The 18716-nt window shown below is 39.9% G+C and carries 14 protein-coding genes; 6 read left to right on the top strand and 8 right to left on the bottom strand.

Translation table 11 applies throughout. The annotated features are described in order from the left end of the window. Nucleotides 1-105: 105 nt before the first annotated feature. Nucleotides 106-1647: an NAD(P)H-hydrate dehydratase gene (locus ACM0OP_RS08045; RefSeq protein ID WP_414527877.1), complete on the bottom strand. Its 1542-nt coding sequence runs from the start codon at nucleotides 1645-1647 to the stop codon at nucleotides 106-108. 113 nt (nucleotides 1648-1760) lie between these two features. Continuing rightward, complete coding sequence (locus ACM0OP_RS08050) at nucleotides 1761-2480, bottom strand: hypothetical protein (RefSeq protein WP_414527878.1); 720 nt, start codon at nucleotides 2478-2480, stop codon at nucleotides 1761-1763. Between the two features lie 369 nt (nucleotides 2481-2849). On the opposite strand from ACM0OP_RS08050, the gene mnmA reads away from it, so the two are divergent. After that, complete coding sequence (gene mnmA, locus ACM0OP_RS08055) at nucleotides 2850-3905, top strand: tRNA 2-thiouridine(34) synthase MnmA (protein ID WP_414527909.1); 1056 nt, start codon at nucleotides 2850-2852, stop codon at nucleotides 3903-3905. Nucleotides 3906-4316: 411 nt separating this feature from the next. Then, entirely contained in the window at nucleotides 4317-4712 is a 396-nt protein-coding gene (locus tag ACM0OP_RS08060; protein ID WP_414527879.1) for a hypothetical protein, read from the top strand. A 2-nt stretch (nucleotides 4713-4714) separates the two neighbouring features. Here ACM0OP_RS08060 and ACM0OP_RS08065 read toward each other — a convergent pair whose 3' ends face one another. Then, nucleotides 4715-5368 carry a Uma2 family endonuclease gene (locus ACM0OP_RS08065; RefSeq protein ID WP_414527880.1) on the bottom strand — a complete coding sequence of 218 codons (654 nt, stop codon included), beginning with the start codon at nucleotides 5366-5368 and terminating at the stop codon, nucleotides 4715-4717. 168 nt (nucleotides 5369-5536) lie between these two features. Between ACM0OP_RS08065 and sat the strand changes: the two genes are divergently transcribed. Together sat and ACM0OP_RS08075 are read left to right on the top strand one after the other, a co-directional pair. Further along, nucleotides 5537-6715 carry a sulfate adenylyltransferase gene (sat, locus tag ACM0OP_RS08070; RefSeq protein WP_414527881.1) on the top strand — a complete coding sequence of 393 codons (1179 nt, stop codon included), beginning with the start codon at nucleotides 5537-5539 and terminating at the stop codon, nucleotides 6713-6715. A gap of 235 nt (nucleotides 6716-6950) precedes the next feature. Further along, a complete protein-coding gene (locus tag ACM0OP_RS08075; protein ID WP_414527882.1) occupies nucleotides 6951-9092 on the top strand; it encodes a caspase family protein in 2142 nt (713 codons plus the stop codon). A 124-nt stretch (nucleotides 9093-9216) separates the two neighbouring features. Here ACM0OP_RS08075 and ACM0OP_RS08080 read toward each other — a convergent pair whose 3' ends face one another. Then, complete coding sequence (locus tag ACM0OP_RS08080) at nucleotides 9217-10089, bottom strand: S-methyl-5'-thioadenosine phosphorylase (RefSeq protein ID WP_414527883.1); 873 nt, start codon at nucleotides 10087-10089, stop codon at nucleotides 9217-9219. A gap of 252 nt (nucleotides 10090-10341) precedes the next feature. On the opposite strand from ACM0OP_RS08080, the gene ACM0OP_RS08085 reads away from it, so the two are divergent. Continuing rightward, nucleotides 10342-10545 carry a hypothetical protein gene (locus ACM0OP_RS08085; RefSeq protein WP_414527884.1) on the top strand — a complete coding sequence of 68 codons (204 nt, stop codon included), beginning with the start codon at nucleotides 10342-10344 and terminating at the stop codon, nucleotides 10543-10545. A 672-nt stretch (nucleotides 10546-11217) separates the two neighbouring features. On the opposite strand, the gene ACM0OP_RS08090 is transcribed toward ACM0OP_RS08085, so the two are convergent. The 4 genes from ACM0OP_RS08090 to ACM0OP_RS08105 all read right to left on the bottom strand — a co-directional run bounded on the left by ACM0OP_RS08090 (nucleotide 11218) and on the right by ACM0OP_RS08105 (nucleotide 15961). Beyond that, nucleotides 11218-11415, bottom strand: coding sequence for a transcriptional repressor (locus ACM0OP_RS08090; protein ID WP_414527885.1), 198 nt, complete (start codon nucleotides 11413-11415; stop codon nucleotides 11218-11220). A gap of 42 nt (nucleotides 11416-11457) precedes the next feature. Beyond that, entirely contained in the window at nucleotides 11458-11949 is a 492-nt protein-coding gene (locus ACM0OP_RS08095; protein WP_414527886.1) for a hypothetical protein, read from the bottom strand. Nucleotides 11950-12151: 202 nt separating this feature from the next. Further along, the gene (locus ACM0OP_RS08100; RefSeq protein ID WP_414527887.1) at nucleotides 12152-13426 is read right to left on the bottom strand and encodes a hypothetical protein; all 1275 of its coding nucleotides are present in this window, start codon (nucleotides 13424-13426) and stop codon (nucleotides 12152-12154) included. Nucleotides 13427-13795: 369 nt separating this feature from the next. Then, nucleotides 13796-15961, bottom strand: coding sequence for a GumC family protein (locus ACM0OP_RS08105; RefSeq protein WP_414527888.1), 2166 nt, complete (start codon nucleotides 15959-15961; stop codon nucleotides 13796-13798). Nucleotides 15962-17142: 1181 nt separating this feature from the next. Between ACM0OP_RS08105 and ACM0OP_RS08110 the strand changes: the two genes are divergently transcribed. Next, nucleotides 17143-18468, top strand: a complete 1326-nt coding sequence (locus ACM0OP_RS08110; RefSeq protein WP_414527889.1) for a glycosyltransferase family 4 protein — start codon at nucleotides 17143-17145, stop codon at nucleotides 18466-18468. Nucleotides 18469-18716 lie beyond the last annotated feature (248 nt).

The raw sequence follows: 18716 nt of genomic DNA on the forward strand, positions 1-18716 counted from the left end.
TTCCCTTAAAACCACAATTATGATGTCCTAACCAATATGTCAGTTGCTATAGATTCAGAACCCTTACTTGAAAATTAAATTAGCCAAGAAAATTATCAGTATTGCTTACATATTGCCTAGATTACTGATAACTTTCATAAGATATTGTGTCAAGGTAAAGGCATCTACACCTAATTCTGTGCGTTCTTGGGCTGCTAAAATTCCGGCTTGAGAATGCCACCAAGCGGCTGTTGCTACTATATCCTCTACAGGAATTTTTTTAGTAGTTGCTTGTGCCAATAATCCCCCCATTAACCCTGTTAACACGTCGCCACTACCACCACGGGATAAAGCTGGGGTACTTTCAGGATTAATCCAAATTGCACCTTGGGAGTTAGCGATCGCAGTTCTTGCCCCTTTTAATAAAACTACAGCCCCACTTTGTACTGCGGCTTCTGCCACGGCTTTTACTCTGTCTTGCTGGGGAATATGGGGGAACAAGCGTTGAAATTCACCTGTGTGGGGTGTGAGAACCGTTGGCGCTGGACGTTGTTGTAATGTGGGGATGGTTCCCATTTCTGCCAAGATATTCAAGGCATCAGCATCGAGAATTAAAGAGCGATCGCACTGCATCACCTCTGAGAGAATAGGCGCAGCATCTAATGTTAAACCAGGGCCACAAGCGATCGCACTAAAGGAACTCATATCAGTATTTTCTGGTAATTGCAAATGTGCGATCGCCCCAGTTTCCGTCTCTGGACAACCAATAATTAAAGCCTCCGGTAAATGGGATATTAAAAGCGGTTTTAAAGATTCTGGCACAGCAATTGAAAGCATACCTACACCACTAGCACGCGCACCCAAAGCCGTTAAAATTGCTCCCCCTGCATAGCGACGGGAACCACAAATCAGCAGTAAATGACCCTCTTTATATTTGTGCGTTACTGGTGGACGAGGTAAAGGTAAAGTTAATTTTACTGTTCTTGGAGTAATGCGTTTAATTTTAGGTGCATCTCCTAAAACAGCTTGCACATCAGCCCCAGGAATATCAAAATCAATTAATTCAGCCTTGCCGATATATTCTAAAGCGTGGTCTTGCAAAAAAGCCAACTTCCATAAACCGAGACAAAACGTCTGATTCGCCCGAATAGCAGTGCCTAATACTGCACCTGTATCAGTGTGAATACCTGAAGGGATATCAATACTCAAAATCGGCTTATGCCATTGATTTAGCTGATTAATTGCCAAAGCGATCGCATCAGTAATGGGTCTTTCTAAACCAAAACCAAACAACCCATCAATCAAAAAATCACACTCTGGCAATTGCTCAAATTCTTGATAATACGGGATACCTAAACTCTGAGCATATTTTAAATGCTGTGAAGTTAACTCCTTCAACTTAGAAAAAGGAGAATATAGCCAAACTGCATACCCGCGAAAGTGTAACTCACGGGCTACAACTAAAGCATCTCCTCCATTATGACCAGGACCAACTAAAATCCCCACACGAGATCCTTCCGCTTGCTGAACCCGAACAGCAATAAGTCCCGCCACCTTTTCCATTAAAGCCGCCACAGGCATTCCGGCAGCAAATATCCGCCCTTCAATATCCCGCATTTGGCTAGCAGAGACTACCACTTGTGCAACTTGTTCTTGTCTATCTTGCATTAGTATTCAGTCCTCGACTTCCAATTTGCAATAATTCCATCTAATCGCAACCGCCAAGGACTTGAGGAAAACAAAAATTAAAGACTGTCCCACCCATTCCCCATTCCTGTAGTTCACTTACCGTAGTAAACCCTGGAGTTACCGTATCCTAATTCTCGCAGATATTGATTCCATGCCTGGGCTATGGAACGTTCAGTAAAAGGACCGACAGCTACATGAGTTCCCCGTGGTTGTTGTCTTTCCTGCACTAGCTCAAAATATCCACTAGTCCGCCTAATATTATCTGCAATCACAGGTAAACTTCTAGCATCAGCAGGGATTACAGCATAGTAACCAGATTCTTCTCGGCGATTAGGGAGAGTAGATTGCACAGGTTGTGACGGTTGTGCTGCGCTAAAACCAACCTCTCGTCCATCTGTAAAATTCGCAATTCGGACATTATTAATACCGTATGACTGTAATTCTCTGACCCGATTTTCTGCATTGACTAGTTGACTAAAAATTCCTGACTGAATAATAGTCCGCCCTTGGTACTGACGGATATAGGCTTCCGGTTCAATCCAGCGTACTTGTTGCAAAATTTGGGAATTACCACCATCAACGTATACTAAATAACGTTGAAAATTTTGACTCAACTGTACTTCTTGGTAGGGTTGAAAGTTCTGGTTATACTGATTAAACTCTACCACTGGCATTGGTTGAACCTGGGGTAGTGCCGGTAAACGCTGCCCCATTTGGGCGGGACTACTTTGGGGAATTAGCGCTAAACAGGTTCCCAAAAACCAAGGCGCGAGCTGAAGGGCAGTAAATTTACCTGATATCTGACTGTACATAGTAATAACAAAACTTCCTAGATAATTTCTGTTAGCCACCAATAAATCCGGTATTGTAGCAACTATCTTTTTTATACTTTTAGTTTAAAATGTACTATGCCTAAGTTGCAATCAATACATTAAAAATAATATGCAATTGACTTTGGCTGTACTGGGAAAGTAAAGAGCCTACCCTATGCTACCCGCTCCCTACTCCCTGCCTCTTTGTTTAAAGATATGTGTGCTACAATTGGAAAATTGCAAAACTCTGGTGTTGCGTTAACTGCATCAAATTCACAGGTAACAAGTTTAATATTTTGTCATCAAGCTGTTGAGCAGAGATTTTGCTCTCTATCACAGATAGCCAATAGCTTAAGAAGATTTAAGGATATGAAAAAAGTCGTCGTTGGTCTTTCTGGTGGTGTTGACAGTTCCACCGCCGCAGCTATTCTGCATCATCAGGGCTATGAAGTAATTGGTTTGACCCTTTGGTTGATGAAAGGTAAGGGTCAATGTTGCTCTGAAGGAATGATCGACGCGGCTGATATCTGTGAACAGTTGGGAGTTCCCCATGAGGTTGTGGATATTCGTGAAGTGTTTCAAACCCAGATTGTGGATTTCCTGGTGACTGGTTACAGCGCTGGAATTACTCCTCTGCCTTGTTCTCAGTGTAATAAAACGGTGAAGTTTGGGCCAATGGTGCAGTATGCTCGTGAAAAGTTAGGCTGTGAAAGCATTGCTACTGGTCACTATGCTCAAATTAACTATGACGAAGTTACTGGCCGCTACCAGTTATTAAGGGCTGTTGACCGTAACAAAGACCAATCTTATTTTCTGTATGATTTGTCTCAAGATTTACTAGGATCTACAGTATTTCCTCTAGGCAAATTAGAAAAAGCCGACACTCGCCGGATTGCCGCAGAATACGGGTTAACCACTGCGAATAAGCCGGAAAGTCAAGATTTGTGCTTAGTGGAAAGCAACGGTTCTATGCGGGCATTTCTGGATAAATATCTTGCACCCAAACCAGGGGATATTGTGGACACATCCGGGAAAATTTTGGGTCAACATGATGGTGTCCATCATTACACCATTGGACAGCGTAAAGGTTTGGGAATTGCGGCGGCTGAACCTCTGTATGTAATTGAATTAGATGCAGTTAATAATAAAGTGGTTGTAGGCGATCGCACCAAGGTAACTCAACCAGAATGCACAGTTAATCAAGTAAATTGGGTTTCTATCGCTGAACCGTCCACCCCAATTCGGGCGGAAGTGCAAATTCGTTATCGTTCTAGCCCCACACCAGTCACAGTGATTCCTCTGGAAAATTCCCGTGTGCGTTTGGTGTTTGATGAACCCCAAGTTAGCATCACCCCTGGACAAGCTGCTGTCTGGTACGACGGTGATAAAGTTTTAGGTGGCGGGATTATTGAACAATTTAGTTAAGCAGAATCCCTAACTCTACACCGCAATAGAGGAGGGTTTTTGATTTTTCAACCAAATTATAGCGTTTTCCACTTTAATGCAGTAAAAGAACCCCACCCCCAACCAGGGCTGTTTCGTTCCCTAAAACAGGTAAAATTGCAAGGGTCAAAGAGATAAAAATTGAAGGCAAATCCACAATTAGGACAAAAAATTTTGGGGTCTTCAGCCCGAAATACCTGATTTTTCTTTGCGCCTTTGCGCCTTTGCGTGAGATTATCCTGTTGACAAATTTCCCACACAAGCGAATGAAACAGCCCTGCTCCCCGCAAGCGAGAAGGGGGCTATGATATACCTTATATGATTAGGAAACCCTATATGTGATTATCAGACCTGATAAATATGGGACTGAAAAAATAGTTACCTATGGAGTTAATGATGAATAAAGCAGTTTTAAATGAGCAAGAAGTGACCAAGCAAAACATTATTCAATTATTGGCTCAATTGACTCATGTTTATCAGACTACTCGCAACGAGCGCAAAGAAATAATAATGACATTTCCTCCAGAGGATGAGGAGTTTTCGCTGTTAGAGGAAATTGAACTGTTGACAGTAAATATTAGAGGTTATGCGAGTCAAGTTCAAGCCACTGGTCAAATTAACCATAAATCTCAGGCAATTGAGCAACTACAGTCCGTGCGAGTTTTAAATGTGCCGCAAATTGCTAACTTTTATTTTAGTAATAATGACCAGTATGAACAGATGAAGAGTTATATCAGAATATTGGACTACTTACGATTGTTACTGTTGGAATATTTACAGTCTCAGTAATATTACAAAATACTTCTATCCACCTGTTCTGCAAACTCTTCTAAAGCTTGCACAGTTCCCACTTGCCAAGACCTTTCCACTGTAGCAGGGATAATTTGCGTTAAAGGGATATGGGGAAAAGTAGGACTATGATCAGAATTTATATAATGCCCGTTTGCGAGTACATAAATAGTCAGCTTACTATTATCGTAAATCCATAATTCCGGAACTGCGATCGCCTCATAAGCATCCAGTTTTGTTTTAGAAGTGACATCTATCTCAATGGCTAAATCGGGAGGCGGATCATTCGGTTCCAGTCTTCGGCGATTGATCATGGTTTGGTAATTCCGAATATAAAAGCAAGCATCTGGTTCTACCCCGGCGATATTTTCCCGTTTGAAGGTGGTTGAACCAAAGGGTTCGTATTTTTTCCCAGTCTTCTTGAGTAAAATTTTAACAATATCTGAAATTAAATCCTTTGGCTTTTCGTGTTCAGGTAGGGGAACCATGATTTCTAACGTTGACTGACTATAAGCAATTCGTGCTGATCGCTTTTCGCCCAACTCGCCTAAAATAGACTCAAACTCCTCCCAACTCACATCCTGGATAGTCACTGTACTACCAGGTGCTAACCGTAATTGGCTAACAGGTTTTACAACAGGGGATACAGCCGTCATATTTCACAGCCAGTAAAGTACATCAACTCCATCCTCCCACACCTCCCACATTCTCGACACCCCCTCATACCTCCCCATTCCCAAACTCTTTTTCAACTGCGTACCAGCATTTTGGTAAGTTAGTACATAGTTTGAAACAATTGCAGTTAAGTCAAAGAGGGGATTACGTTGAGTCAACATCCAGATGCCATTGCACCCCACGGTGGACAATTGGTTAACCGTATCGCTACACCAGAACAAAAGGTAGAATTTCTCTCAAAAGCCGACTTTTTGCCACGCGTGCAACTTGATGGGCGGGCGGTTTCTGATTTAGAGATGATTGCTATCGGCGGTTTTAGTCCACTCACGGGTTTTATGAACCAGTCAGACTACACCCGTGTCGTCAAAGAAATGCGGCTGGCTAATGGACTGCCGTGGTCAATACCGATTACACTATCAGTAATAGAAGAAGTAGCCTCTCCTCTCCAGGAAGGAAGCTTGATCCGTTTGGATAACCCCAATGGTGAATTTATCGGAGTTTTGCAACTGGTAGAAAAGTATCTCTACGATAAAACCGCAGAGGCTATTAATGTTTACCGCACTGATGACGCTAAACATCCAGGTGTGCAGGTAGTCTACAATCAGGGTTCTGTAAATCTTGCCGGTGAGATTTGGCTATTACAACGCGATTCCCATTCCCTGTTTCCCTCCTACCAAATTGATCCCGCAGCTTCACGGCAGATGTTTAGGGAAAAAGGTTGGAAAACTATTGTTGGTTTTCAAACTCGTAACCCCATCCATCGCGCTCATGAATATATCCAAAAGTGTGCTATGGAAACCGTCGATGGTTTATTTTTGCACCCATTGGTAGGGGCGACAAAAGAAGATGATATTCCGGCCGATGTGCGGATGCGCTGCTATGAAATTTTGCTAGAACATCACTATCCCCAAAACCGAGTGATTTTGGCAATTAATCCGGCGGCAATGCGTTATGCTGGACCACGGGAAGCTATTTTCCACGCCTTAGTCCGGAAAAACTACGGTTGTACTCACTTTATTGTGGGACGGGATCACGCTGGTGTGGGTGATTATTATGGCACTTATGATGCTCAATACATTTTTGATGAGTTTGAGCCGGGAGAATTGGGTATTGTGCCAATGAAGTTTGAACACGCTTTTTACTGTACACGCACCAAGCAAATGGCAACTACTAAAACTAGCCCTAGTAAACCAGAGGAACGTGTTCACCTCTCAGGAACTAAGGTCAGGGAAATGCTGCGCCGAGGTGAATTACCACCTCCAGAATTTTCCCGTCCGGAAGTGGCGGCTGAATTAGCGCGGGCGATGCAAGTACAAGCATCGGCTTAAGGTATTTGTTCAGGGACTTCCAAATAAAAAAATACTCAATCACCTCACGCAAAATAACTCTGTTATTATTAAAGGTTTAATGAATTGGTGTTCTCTGCATCTGAAGTGGTTAGTTTACTAAGATAATTTATTTCTTGGAAGTCCCTAATTAGTGAACCGTATAAACTTTAACTTTACACTACAGACTTCTGCCTTATAAGCTGTTAGCTGAAGGGCTGAGGACTGATGGCTAATTATGAAGCGTCGGACTTTTTTACAACGGATTGGTTCTATACTCGCGGTATTGGGTGTGACTGAAGCTGAGTGGTTGACTTTATGCGATCGCTATTCCCAAGCTTTAGCACAACCTAGTCAACGTAAATTAGCATTATTGATTGGCATTAATCAATACCAGAAAAGTCCTGCATTGGCTGGTTGTCTCACCGATGTAGAACTGCAAAAAGAACTGTTAATTCATCGTTTTGGCTTTGTATCCTCGGATATTCTGACTTTAACTGAAGAAAAAGCTACCAGAAAATCTATTCAAGAGGCTTTTGCGGCACATCTGGGACAGCAAGTGAAAGCTGGTGATGTGGCATTATTCCACTTCAGTGGCTATGGTACTCGGATTAAATCGGGCAGATTTACCGATACGGTGCAGAATGCTTTAGTTCCAGCTAATCCTCAAGATGCACAAAAAGATGAAATAGTCAACTATATTTTAGAAGAAACAGTACGGCTCTTGTTGCGATCGCTCCCCACAGAGAAAGTAACAGCTGTATTGGATACCAGCTTTTATGCTCCCAGCACACTCCAGCCCACGGGTTGGCGAACTCGTGTCCGCCCAGCATCCGCAGAAGCACAACTAGCAATTGAGGAACTGGAATTTTTACAACAACTGAGAAATCAAAATTCCAACCCCAATAATGCCGTTATTTTAACTGCGACTTCAGACAGTCAACAGTTGGCTAGGGAAATCCTATTTTCTGGATTTAGTGCCGGCTTATTGACTTATGTGTTAACTCAATACTTGTGGGAAAGTACACCAGCAACCACAGTTCAATTCAGCCTTTCCCATGTGGGAAGCTATATGCATAAGCTAGGAAGCAATCAGCAGCCAGCGTTATTCAGTGACGATAAAAGTCAACCCAAAGCCTTAACTGTGGAGAAATTACTCCTCCCCAACCCCACAGTTGGATCTGAGGGAGTAGTTAGAGTCATTGAAGATGATGGTAAAACAGCCCAACTATTTTTAGCGGGATTACCTCCACAAGTATTAGAAAACTATGGTGTTAATTCCCGATTTACGCTATTAACTGGAGAGCAGTTAACATTGCGATCGCGTACTGGGTTAACAGCCAAAGCCCAAATTTCCAAAATTAAACCAGAAACTCCCCCTCAAGTAGGACAACTATTCCAAGAAGCAGTGCGGGTATTACCCAAAAGTGTGAATTTAATAGTGGGTTTAGATGCGGGATTAGAAAGAATTGAACGAGTAGACGCAACCAGCGCCTTTGCAGCCATTAACCATGTTGGTACTGTCGTTGCTGGAGAACAACCAGCTGATTGTGTATTTGGTAAACTATCTGACAATTCCAGTCGCTATGGTTTATTTAGTTCCGGAGGAAAACTAATTCCCAACACATCTGGTGAACCTGGGGAAGCTGTCAAGCTGGTGGTGCAGAGGTTAATGCCGATATTACCAACTCTCTTAGCAGCAAAATTATGGCGACTGACAGAAAATGAAGGTTCTTCCCGCTTACCAGTTAAAGCCACTCTGGAGATCATGAATAACTTGTCATCTCGCGTCGTCATGCAGCGCGAAACCACTCGCACCCTCACCAGAGAACAACTAGAAAATAAATCACTGCTCACAGGTTTAAGTAATCCCACTGTGCCAATTAGTAGTCGAATGCAGTACCGATTACAGAATCAGAGCGATCGCCCGATTTATTTAATGTTGGTAGGATTAAAAAATAACATGAATGCGATCGCCTTTTACCCTTGGCAATCCCCCGGAGAATCTACGTTTATCAACAGCAAACCCTTATTCCAACAAGTAGTTATTACCCCAGGGGAAACCCTACTACTGCCAAAAAATGTAATTGCTTCCGAATGGATGATCCCAGGGCCAGCTTATGAATGCGAACACCAAATGATTTTCAGTACCGCCCCCTTTAAAGAAACATTAGGGTATTTAGAAAAATCCAAATATCCCATCACAGACCAAAGACCCTTCGGAGGATTATTGAAACCTTTAGAAATTGCTCAAGCATTGTTACAAGATTTGCATAACGCCAGTGCAGTCAAATCTGAAATTAACATTACATCCACTGACTCTTATCTATTAGATGTCAAAAATTGGGCTAGTTTCAACTTTGATTTTCAAGTAGCATAAACCATAAATCCCCGATTTGTCTGATGAGTCGGGGATCTCATATAGCTGGGGACTGGGTTAAGACCCGAATCATGTCTCGGTTTATGTCCTAACCTCCTTAACAGTTGCTATAAAATAGCTTAATTCATAAATACTTCTGCAACAATAACCCCAACTTTTCCTTAGTCGCCGTTGGTGCTTTATCCAACTGAGTTAAAATCGCATATTTCAACGCCGAATGAGCATCACTAACCGGGGGATTTTCACTCAAACGCCGCACAGTTTCTTGAATCACCATTTGAGCATTCACTGCATTACGCTGTAAATTACCAATCACCATTTCTACCGTCACACTATCATGATCTGGATGCCAGCAATCATAATCTGTTACCAGCGCTAAAGTTGCATAGGCAATTTCTGCTTCCCTGGCTAACTTCGCCTCTGGTAAATTTGTCATTCCAATTACCGTTGCATCCCAACTGCGGTAAAGATGGGATTCCGCCTTGGTAGAAAATGCGGGGCCTTCCATGCACACATAAGTACCACCACGATGGAGAACCACATCTGGTAAATTTAGAGAAGCGATCGCATCTGCTAAAATCCCAGCTAAATTGTGACAAATCGGATCACCAAAGGCAATGTGAGCCACAATTCCGTCACCGAAAAATGTCGAAACCCGATTTTTGGTTCTATCAATAAACTGATCTGGAATCACCATATCTAATGGTTTAGCTTCAGCCTTTAAAGAACCCACCGCACTAGCTGAAATTAAATACTCCACACCCACTTGCTTCATTGCATAGATATTGGCGCGAAACGGCAACTCAGAAGGTAATAAAGTATGATTACGTCCATGACGGGCTAAAAATGCTACCTTTGTACCTGAGAGACTTCCTAAAATTAGCGCATCAGAAGGTGAACCAAAAGGAGTTTCAATTTGTACTTCTTCTACATCCTTCAGAGCAGCCATTTGATATAGACCACTCCCACCAATAATCCCAATACGAGCTAGTGCCATGATCTTTAAGTTCTTTTTTGTTCCCAAGTTATTCTACCCGAAACCCTGATCAGGAGGACAGGGAGAACATCAACTATCAGCTATTCTATAGCCTTGCGTATTCCTACTTATGCGGTCACCACTCATTTATTATCTGCTTAATAACTAGTTATTTGTGATTATTCCGTAGTGCTACTCAGGGCATTTTCATTAAAAAGGTTTATATTAAAATCTATAGGATATACAATTTACAATATTTTTTTCCAAGAGAATATGCAAAGCACAGGTTCCTCAAACCAAATATCGTTAGAGAAGCTATTAAAGCACATATTTAGTATTGGCAGAATTAGCCGCTATGACCAGCAATTATTAATGTCCACTCTGCTATCTAAAGAAGGCCTTAATGAAGAAGAAAGGCAGCAAATCAGCCGAGTTTTTGATGCTTTGCAAAGAGGATTACTGAAAGTTGTAGATTAGATAATTGAGAAAATTAACCATTTGTGTATACAACTGATTAATGTACACTGATATTTTGTCGGTTAATTAACGCTCTTTAATCTTTGACACTCCTCAGCCTAAAGGCATGAGGATTCTTGCTTCATCCGTCCGAACTAGAAACCTGAATATAAAATATTCAAATCTCCCCGTTTGGATACGTCCACAAGCATACACGGACTGCCCGACCGCGTTTGAAACGATTTCTGGAATTTTTGCTTTACTCCCACATTTATACAAGATTGAGGATTTTTACTACCAGGGTTCCGGATCAGGAGTCGTCCGCTTGACCTACTTCGTTTTTTATTTGTGCGCTTTACCGCTAAAGCTATAATACCACAAAAGCCTTCCTAGAAGATCGGGGCTTTAAACCCAGTTTATAGAACCGCCTCACAGTTAGTCTCATGATTACTCTACACCACACCCATTCATCATAAAACTGCTGATACCCAAATTAACAGATAATCAACAATCATGCGATAATAGTGCGATCGCCCATCATCTTTCACCGTATTTTCAACATAATTATTGATAATTATCAGTATTATCTAAATCGTGGACAGCCTTAATTGCATTGGCACACATCCAATCAATACGCATAATAGCCGTCCATCCTCTGCGTACAGCCTCCGGACAAATAGTATAAATTGTTAATTAGCAATCAATTAACTCCAACCCCGATTTTTCTACCTGCTTCAAAATAGAATTATTCTCAAATTCAACAGTCATATTGCATTGAGCGCAAACCATTTGATGGTGATGATGCAGTGAAGCTGTATTTATTTCGTAGTGTTTATGTATTTTAATAGGTATTGAGCAATAAACATAATTTATTGAGAAAATTATCCCCACCTAGAGTAGCATCTCATCAACAAGGTGGGGAAAAACCTTAACTTAATTTCTGCTCAAAACAGCCCTCAACTCCTTTAGCATCCTACCAGTACGGATAAATTCGGGATCTTTAGCTAGTTCTCGAAGTTCTTCAGGACTACTTTGCATCAGCAGGTCATTGTAATCAACAATAGCAGCATTCAGCATATTGATATCTACAATGGGACTTTCACCATTTTCCACAAGTGATTTATTTTGAATCACAGCAAAGAGCATATTTACATCTTGGTATTCCTGCAATATGTCGTTAGCAGCTACATTCAAATCATTTTGAGTTTCAGGCGCAACATTCAAGATATTATTGGAAAATCTTAAAGTATTACGATTAATAGTACGAACAACTCTTTCCAGGCGAGGAATTAGAGGGTTAAAAGGACTAGGGGGAGGACCAGGTACAATAACACCACCAGCATTTGCTCTCATGGGCGCACCCACTAAACAACTAAATGCACTCAAACCCAGAGCAACAGTCAACGATAATTTTTGCGTCTTCATGAGTTTTATTTGTAATGTGATCAACTTGTTAGATAATTGACTAAGTGACATCGTGCCACACTGATATCATGATACAGTCTCACCTTCTCAAAAGCTATCAGCATTCTGCCGGAGATTCATTTACAGAGCTATATTTATATTCTTAGAGAGGTGCTACCCCCACTTGAGCGCGTACAAAAAAATTGTTCAACTAATAATGAGGTTAAAATTCAAAACTGTAGCCTCCACTTATCGAAAGACCCGACCCAGTATCCAAATTTTCAGTAATATCTGCAATGACAACATTAAATATTAGAGGTTGACTCCTAAAAGGAATAAAAGACCCCCCAACATTGAAAGTATTTCCCGTCCAACTACTAATTAGAGAAAATTGGGGTAGGATCGTCCAACCTAAACTAGCAAACAAATTCAGAGGATTTTCATTTGCTACTATTGCACCTTTAGAACGAAAATCTCCATTCCCCAAACCCACAGAAACGGTTAAAGGTAAGCTATTATCAGGGTTATCTGGTTGCAGAAAAAATACTCTAGTAATCACTCCGTACATAGTATTTTCAGCCAGGTTAACATCTCCCCATTTAATAGGATTTGACCAACCAATAGCTGCAATTGTAGCGCCCCCTAAATATCTATGTAGCTTAAAACCTACAGCACCACTATCTCCAAAATCAAAACCTGGTCCACCACCTACACTAGTGATATCAATATTAACTTCCATTCCCACAGAATCAAAGGGATTTCCCAAGCCAAAACCAACAGACATAGAACCATCATTCCTATCTTTACTTTTGTCGAAAGGAAAATATAGTCCACCCCCGATATAAGCTTGACCAGCACTAGCTCCATAAGCAGAAGGAGAGCCAGCACTCGAACCAGGTGAAGATTTTAGAGGTACTCCCCTAGTCAGTATTGGTTCAATTAAAAATTGTCGGCGCAATTCCTCAATCTCATCCTCAGAAGATGACGAATCTGTTTGTGAAATAATTTGACTTGGTTTATCCGGCGATAACAAATTATCTTGGTTTTGTAATTTATTTTTTAAATGCAAATCAGTATTAATAATATGATCAGCAAATAAATGTTTCTCTAAACCATAGTTATTTTGAAACTTTTCCTCAGATTCCAGCAAAAAATTTTCTGTTGCTAAAGAACCACTGAATGTTTTCCAATCAACCTTAGCAGTTAAACTATCACCAACATTATTAGGCTTTTTAGATGCTAATAATCTTTGTCTTAAGTTGATATTTGACTGTGAATTAAGCGGAGATTCTATAGAAGATGTTTTCAGGTTTTGAGATGTACTCAATTTAGGCTCTGAATTTTCAGCCACAACATTATCCGCAGCAAATACCGATTCGATGGAGAAACCTGCTAACAGTAGAAGACAAGTTATCAACGTTTTCCCTAAATTCCAGTAAGCATAGTTAGCACCAATAACTGGGGAAATCTCACTACCACTGACTTGTACTGTATCCATCAAAACAGTCCCTGATAAAAATCTATTTTTGCGATATTATTATACACTTAATACTTTAAAAATAGTATTTTTACTTAAATCTTATTAATGGGCTTTACACCAATTATTTGTGAGGCTGCATATTATTTTGACTCCCCCTAAATGCTCCAATTCTGGGATACTTTGAAAATTCTTCCTCATAATTGGGGTCTAGGGGGCTATTCTGTAAGAGATTGGCTAAATTCGATGACTTCTGTCTATACGATACATCGCAAGCGATGAGAGCGTTGGGGGTGGCGCTACTGTACCTCACTCAAGAGAGAAACGCCATAGCAGATAAACTTAGATATGCTGGAGTCCATCGCCCTAGTCTACTGCTAGGAGTGTCCATCATCTTGCTTGTTGATAATAATAACTACTCACATTACCTTTTTGACCATTAGCAACTACACCTAAAAGATTAATAGGAGCTATTTTCAGATCATTAACTATTCGCTCCAACACAGAACGATCCGTTTTATCTATCCTGGCTACCATCAACAGACCGTCCGTTTGAGAAGCTATCAAACTAGCATCAGCTAATCCCACCACAGGAGGAGCATCATAAATAACTAAATCAAAACTTTTATGAAAATCTGCCATCAATCGCTTCATTTTTTCTGATGACAGCAACTTTGCACAATCAGGAGGTAAGGGACCAGCAGTAATAATAGATACCGCATTCATCTGAGGTAGTTGCCGCACAACTTTTTCAAATGGCAAATTGGAAGTAATTAAATTACTCAGTCCCCAAAGATTATTTAGATTGGATAATCTATGAACAGATGGGCGGCGCATATCTCCATCTACAAGTAATACTCGTTTCCCCATAGCTGCGGCTATTTGAGCTAGATGAAAAGCAATTGTAGATTTACCATCACCTGCCATCGCTGAAGTCAGAGTAATAGATTGTATTTGAGAATCAGAATTTAATAATTGAATATTTGTGTAAAGTACCCGGAGAGCTTCTATAAAATTTATAGGATAGGTTCCAAGGCTTGCTTCCCCTTCCTTCAGTGAAGTTGACAACTCGGAAACTGATTTCTCTGTCTTGACAGTTTTTAATTCACCTCTTTGTAATTCTTTACTGAAAGGAAGAGTTCCTAACAAAGGTAAATTTACCCTTTCCTTAAGACTCCAGGCATTGTGATAAGTGTTGTCCAGTTTGTCAGCAATTAATGCCGCACCCATGCCCAAAAATACACTTGCAGCTAATCCTACAATCAAATCCCTCACCATACTTGAAGACACAACAGGAGCTTGTGGTAGCCCCGGTGCTTGAATTAATTGCCAACCTAAATCTGCCTGGGAAAATTGAATTTGTAAAATTTCGCGGGTAGATAAAAACCGACTCAAAGCTTCAGTAGCCAGTTGTAATCGACCCTGTATTTCTGTATATTCTCGTATGAGGCTTGGTAATTGTTGCCTTTGTTGATCTAATATCTGTTGGTTTCTTTGCAGTTCCTGCTTACTCAGCTCTAAAGAATTGAGTGTAGAAGTTGCTTCGGCTCGACTAGTTCGGATATATCGCTCTGATTCCTCCTCTATTAACGGCACTAATTGGTTACGTTTTTCTCTTAATGTGATAATATTTGGGTTTTCTTCTTGGAAAAGGGTAGATGCACTGATAATTTGGATATCTAATTGACGCAATTCATCATTTAACTGTTGATAAACAGGATAGCTATCCAGCAATGCTTTAGTACCTTCTTCACTTTGTAAGAAATTGTAATTAGCACGAGCTTGGGCTAACTCTTGTTCCAGTGCTTGCTGTTTTTGAATGAAACCAGAACTTTGTGTAGCAACTTGAATAGTAAGGGTCTCTGGGCTAATGAAATCATATTTTTGTTGGAAAATTTGCATTTCTCTCTGAATCTGATCCACTCTATTTTGCAGAGAGGGCAGTTCTCGGTTAATATAATCCAAGCCTTGATTGATATTAGTTCGCCGCTTAGCCTTGCTGTATTGTAAATAATCTTGGGAAATTTCATCTAAGACTGTTTTCGATTCTTGTGGATCTTGACTACGATATCTAACTTCTATAATCTTAGTTTGACCTACGCGACCAATTCTTAAGGAATTAAGCAGATAATTATAGTCAATGTATGGATAAATAGCTGCTAATCGTTTAGCACTATTATCGATCAGTTCTGGACTTCTCAAGACTAGAATTTGACTCTCATAATCTAAATTACTTCGATTAGATAAAAATGGATTACCTTTTTGGACAAGATCAACTACTTGAGTTGATTGATCAATTGGCTCAATCAGCATCTGAAATCTGCTTTCATATTCTGCTGGTTTAGGGTTTAATATCAAGTTGATAGCTATACCGGTCATTAAAGTTGTCGCTACCCCAAGAATCACTAACCATCTGCGTTGCAACAAACCCAAAATATCTTGATAGTTCCATTCTTCTTGTTCCTCATATACCGGAATATTCTGATATGGGATAAATCCATTTGTAGAGTGTATGCTCTGTTCGGGGTTGGTAGGCTTGTGTGCTTGATTTTTCATTTTATTGATGTGATAATGAAATTTAACAGTACTCTCTTTAATACATATACCCACGAGAATATATCACCTGTTCTGATAGAAATAATAGCAGTAATTTCTCTAGCTATTCTCTCGTCACTCAAGGATACATTCACATTAGCGGGTAAACAAACATCCCCAAAGGGGAGAAAAATGAATGAACTACGGATAAACACATATAAATTTTTACCTCACTGCAACAGGCAACGCCACATAATGAGGTATTCTATTGTATATTTAGCCTTACTGTAATTATTAACATTAACTTTATACCATCAAGTTATCAACTACTCTAGTGGAGATAGTATTTTCTCTACAAATGAGATTTTAAGATGATCAATAGCATATTAGTAGTGCAGGTAGATAAAATTGAATATGTAACCAGCAATATTTATACAGAACATCTTGGGTGGCGTGTATTATAGATTCAATGTAAAACCGGATCTTAGCCAGTTACACATCTTTTTTGAGGATATTGTGAATAATTGTATCAAAATTATAGATTTTATAAATCAGTAAATTCTTCAGCAAACACTTTTCAGTATAATTGGTAACATTAATTAGGACTTGCTGATTTAGCCCAATTATAGTAAAAATTCATAATCTTTAGTCAAACAAAAATCTAATCTTCATCAAATTCTGGTATATAGGTGCATTGTATAAGTATTTGTACTATTGCTCTCTTTGTTAAAGATACGGCTTTATAAATACTTTAAATACTTATTGAAATTTAATTCCTTACAGTAATTTTTTCATGAAGAATACGGTGCAAGATGACAACATAATCATTTTAGGTTAGTATTAAATTTCTCCAGTGTAATAACGTAGGTTGCTAGGCTATACTTACCCACTATGGGTAAGCAATTTAGATGAGTGCATAATTCAGATTTGGGCTTCATTACAAAAGTTAGGGCTACTTAATGGGATAATCATATTGTCTTACCTACAGCAAAAAAATCTCATTATCTACCTTTACACCTGATATCAATGCTCAATTCATCCATTTGATATGCATCATCCAACCACGAAACAACATCAAACACACATTTGTTTAGGCAACAGACGGAAAACTACATTGGATTAATATGAATGAATATGATTTATTAATAACTTTCAGTGGTTTGGTAAATTCTTAAGAAAATTTCTTTACTATACGATGATAGATGAAACTGAACAAATCAATTAATCAAAAGATAATACCAGCATCCATCGCTTTTGAATCAGCAGATAAATATCACGATAATTCTGAAATCCAGCAATCAATTAATTTATCTGTAGTTACACAGTTTTTTCCCCCAGACTATGCTGCTACAGGTCAGTTGATAGAGGAACTTGTCAACCAGCTAGGCCAGCAAGGTATAAATATTGAGGTTTTTACCAGTCAGCCTGGATATGCCTTTAGATTAAGTAAAGCCCCATATTTAGAACGTATTGATCGGATTAAGATTCAGCGATCGCGCAGCGCACAACTTTTTCCAGGCAGAATTCGTGGTAAATTAGTAAATGGTATCTTATATACTTTACGTACTTTCCTCTATCTCCTAAGAGCTTGGCGACGTAACAATCTATTATTAGTAACTACAGCCCCACCATTTTTGCCAATTGTAGGTTATTTAGTAAACCTCCTATTTAAACTCCCCTATGTATGCATAGTGTATGATCTATACCCAGATATTGCTATTACCTTGGGTGTAATCTCTCAAAATCATTGGGTAGCTAAACTTTGGCAAGCTATTAATCAACGAGTGTGGCTCAAGGCCAAAGCAATTGTAGTTCTTAGCCCGGAGATGAAACAGCGTATCCTCGAATCCTGTCCCCAAGTAAGTCACAAAATTTCTGTAATACATAGCTGGGCTAACCCAGACTTGATAGTCCCCATAGCCAAGGAAGAAAACTGGTTCGCTTGGAAGCACAACTTAGTGAATAAATTCACTGTGCTTTACTCTGGTAACATGGGTCGCTGTCATGACATAGATACCCTATTAAAAGCTGCTACGGAACTGCAAAATGAGCCAGTCCAGTTTGTCTGTATTGGTGGGGGAGCTAAACGGGAACAATTGATTGCACAAGTCTATGAATTAGGCTTAAACAACTTTACATTTTTACCTTATCAAGATAAAGATGTTTTACCCTATTCTCTCACAGCTAGTGATTTGTCCTTAGTCAGTCTTAACCCATCTAGTGAAAGTTTAGTGTTACCCAGCAAATTGTACTCAGCCTTAGCAACAGGCAGGCCATTGGCAGTAGTTTGTTCACCCTACTCCAGCTTGAGACAAATAATCAAAGAAGCCAACTGTGGTGCAGCATTTGATCATGGTGATGGTCATGGACTAGCAGAATTTATTCGCCTGCTGAGGCATAATCAACAACTAGGGAAACAGATGGGCAACGCTGCCCGTCAGTATCTGCAAGGCAACTTTACACCTAAAATAATTGCTCAACAATACCTGGATGTTTTCCATCAGGCATTGAACATAAAAGAGGTATAATCTCATGTAGTTTGCAACGACCCACATCCAGGGTGAATGCTTCAAGTAAGTTTTGATGTCAAAGTTACCCTTATGTGCTATAAGTGATGCAGGAAAAATAGGGGTAAAAAATACCCCTCTGGGTTTATAAATAAGAGATTATTAGGAGGTTAAAATACATAGTTTAATCGTATCAAGCATCCACAAAAAAATTCATACTTTCTCTAAATATAGAGTGCTAGTTTTGAGGAGTAGGGCTTCGATGGTCT

The organism is Nodularia chucula CCY0103, assembly GCF_963923915.1.
GTDB lineage: Bacteria > Cyanobacteriota > Cyanobacteriia > Cyanobacteriales > Nostocaceae > Nodularia > Nodularia chucula.

Excerpts from the sequence above, each read along its gene's own strand:
- ACM0OP_RS08045 (WP_414527877.1), bottom strand. The coding sequence starts at position 1,647 with ATGCAAGATAGACAAGAACAAGTTGCACAAGTGGTAGTCTCTGCTAGC.
- ACM0OP_RS08050 (WP_414527878.1), bottom strand. The coding sequence starts at position 2,480 with ATGTACAGTCAGATATCAGGTAAATTTACTGCCCTTCAGCTCGCGCCT.
- mnmA (WP_414527909.1), top strand. The coding sequence starts at position 2,850 with ATGAAAAAAGTCGTCGTTGGTCTTTCTGGTGGTGTTGACAGTTCCACC.
- ACM0OP_RS08060 (WP_414527879.1), top strand. The coding sequence starts at position 4,317 with ATGATGAATAAAGCAGTTTTAAATGAGCAAGAAGTGACCAAGCAAAAC.
- ACM0OP_RS08065 (WP_414527880.1), bottom strand. The coding sequence starts at position 5,368 with ATGACGGCTGTATCCCCTGTTGTAAAACCTGTTAGCCAATTACGGTTA.
- ACM0OP_RS08075 (WP_414527882.1), top strand. The coding sequence starts at position 6,951 with ATGAAGCGTCGGACTTTTTTACAACGGATTGGTTCTATACTCGCGGTA.
- ACM0OP_RS08080 (WP_414527883.1), bottom strand. The coding sequence starts at position 10,089 with ATGGCACTAGCTCGTATTGGGATTATTGGTGGGAGTGGTCTATATCAA.
- ACM0OP_RS08085 (WP_414527884.1), top strand. The coding sequence starts at position 10,342 with ATGCAAAGCACAGGTTCCTCAAACCAAATATCGTTAGAGAAGCTATTA.
- ACM0OP_RS08095 (WP_414527886.1), bottom strand. The coding sequence starts at position 11,949 with ATGAAGACGCAAAAATTATCGTTGACTGTTGCTCTGGGTTTGAGTGCA.
- ACM0OP_RS08100 (WP_414527887.1), bottom strand. The coding sequence starts at position 13,426 with ATGGATACAGTACAAGTCAGTGGTAGTGAGATTTCCCCAGTTATTGGT.
- ACM0OP_RS08105 (WP_414527888.1), bottom strand. The coding sequence starts at position 15,961 with ATGAAAAATCAAGCACACAAGCCTACCAACCCCGAACAGAGCATACAC.
- ACM0OP_RS08110 (WP_414527889.1), top strand. The coding sequence starts at position 17,143 with ATGAAACTGAACAAATCAATTAATCAAAAGATAATACCAGCATCCATC.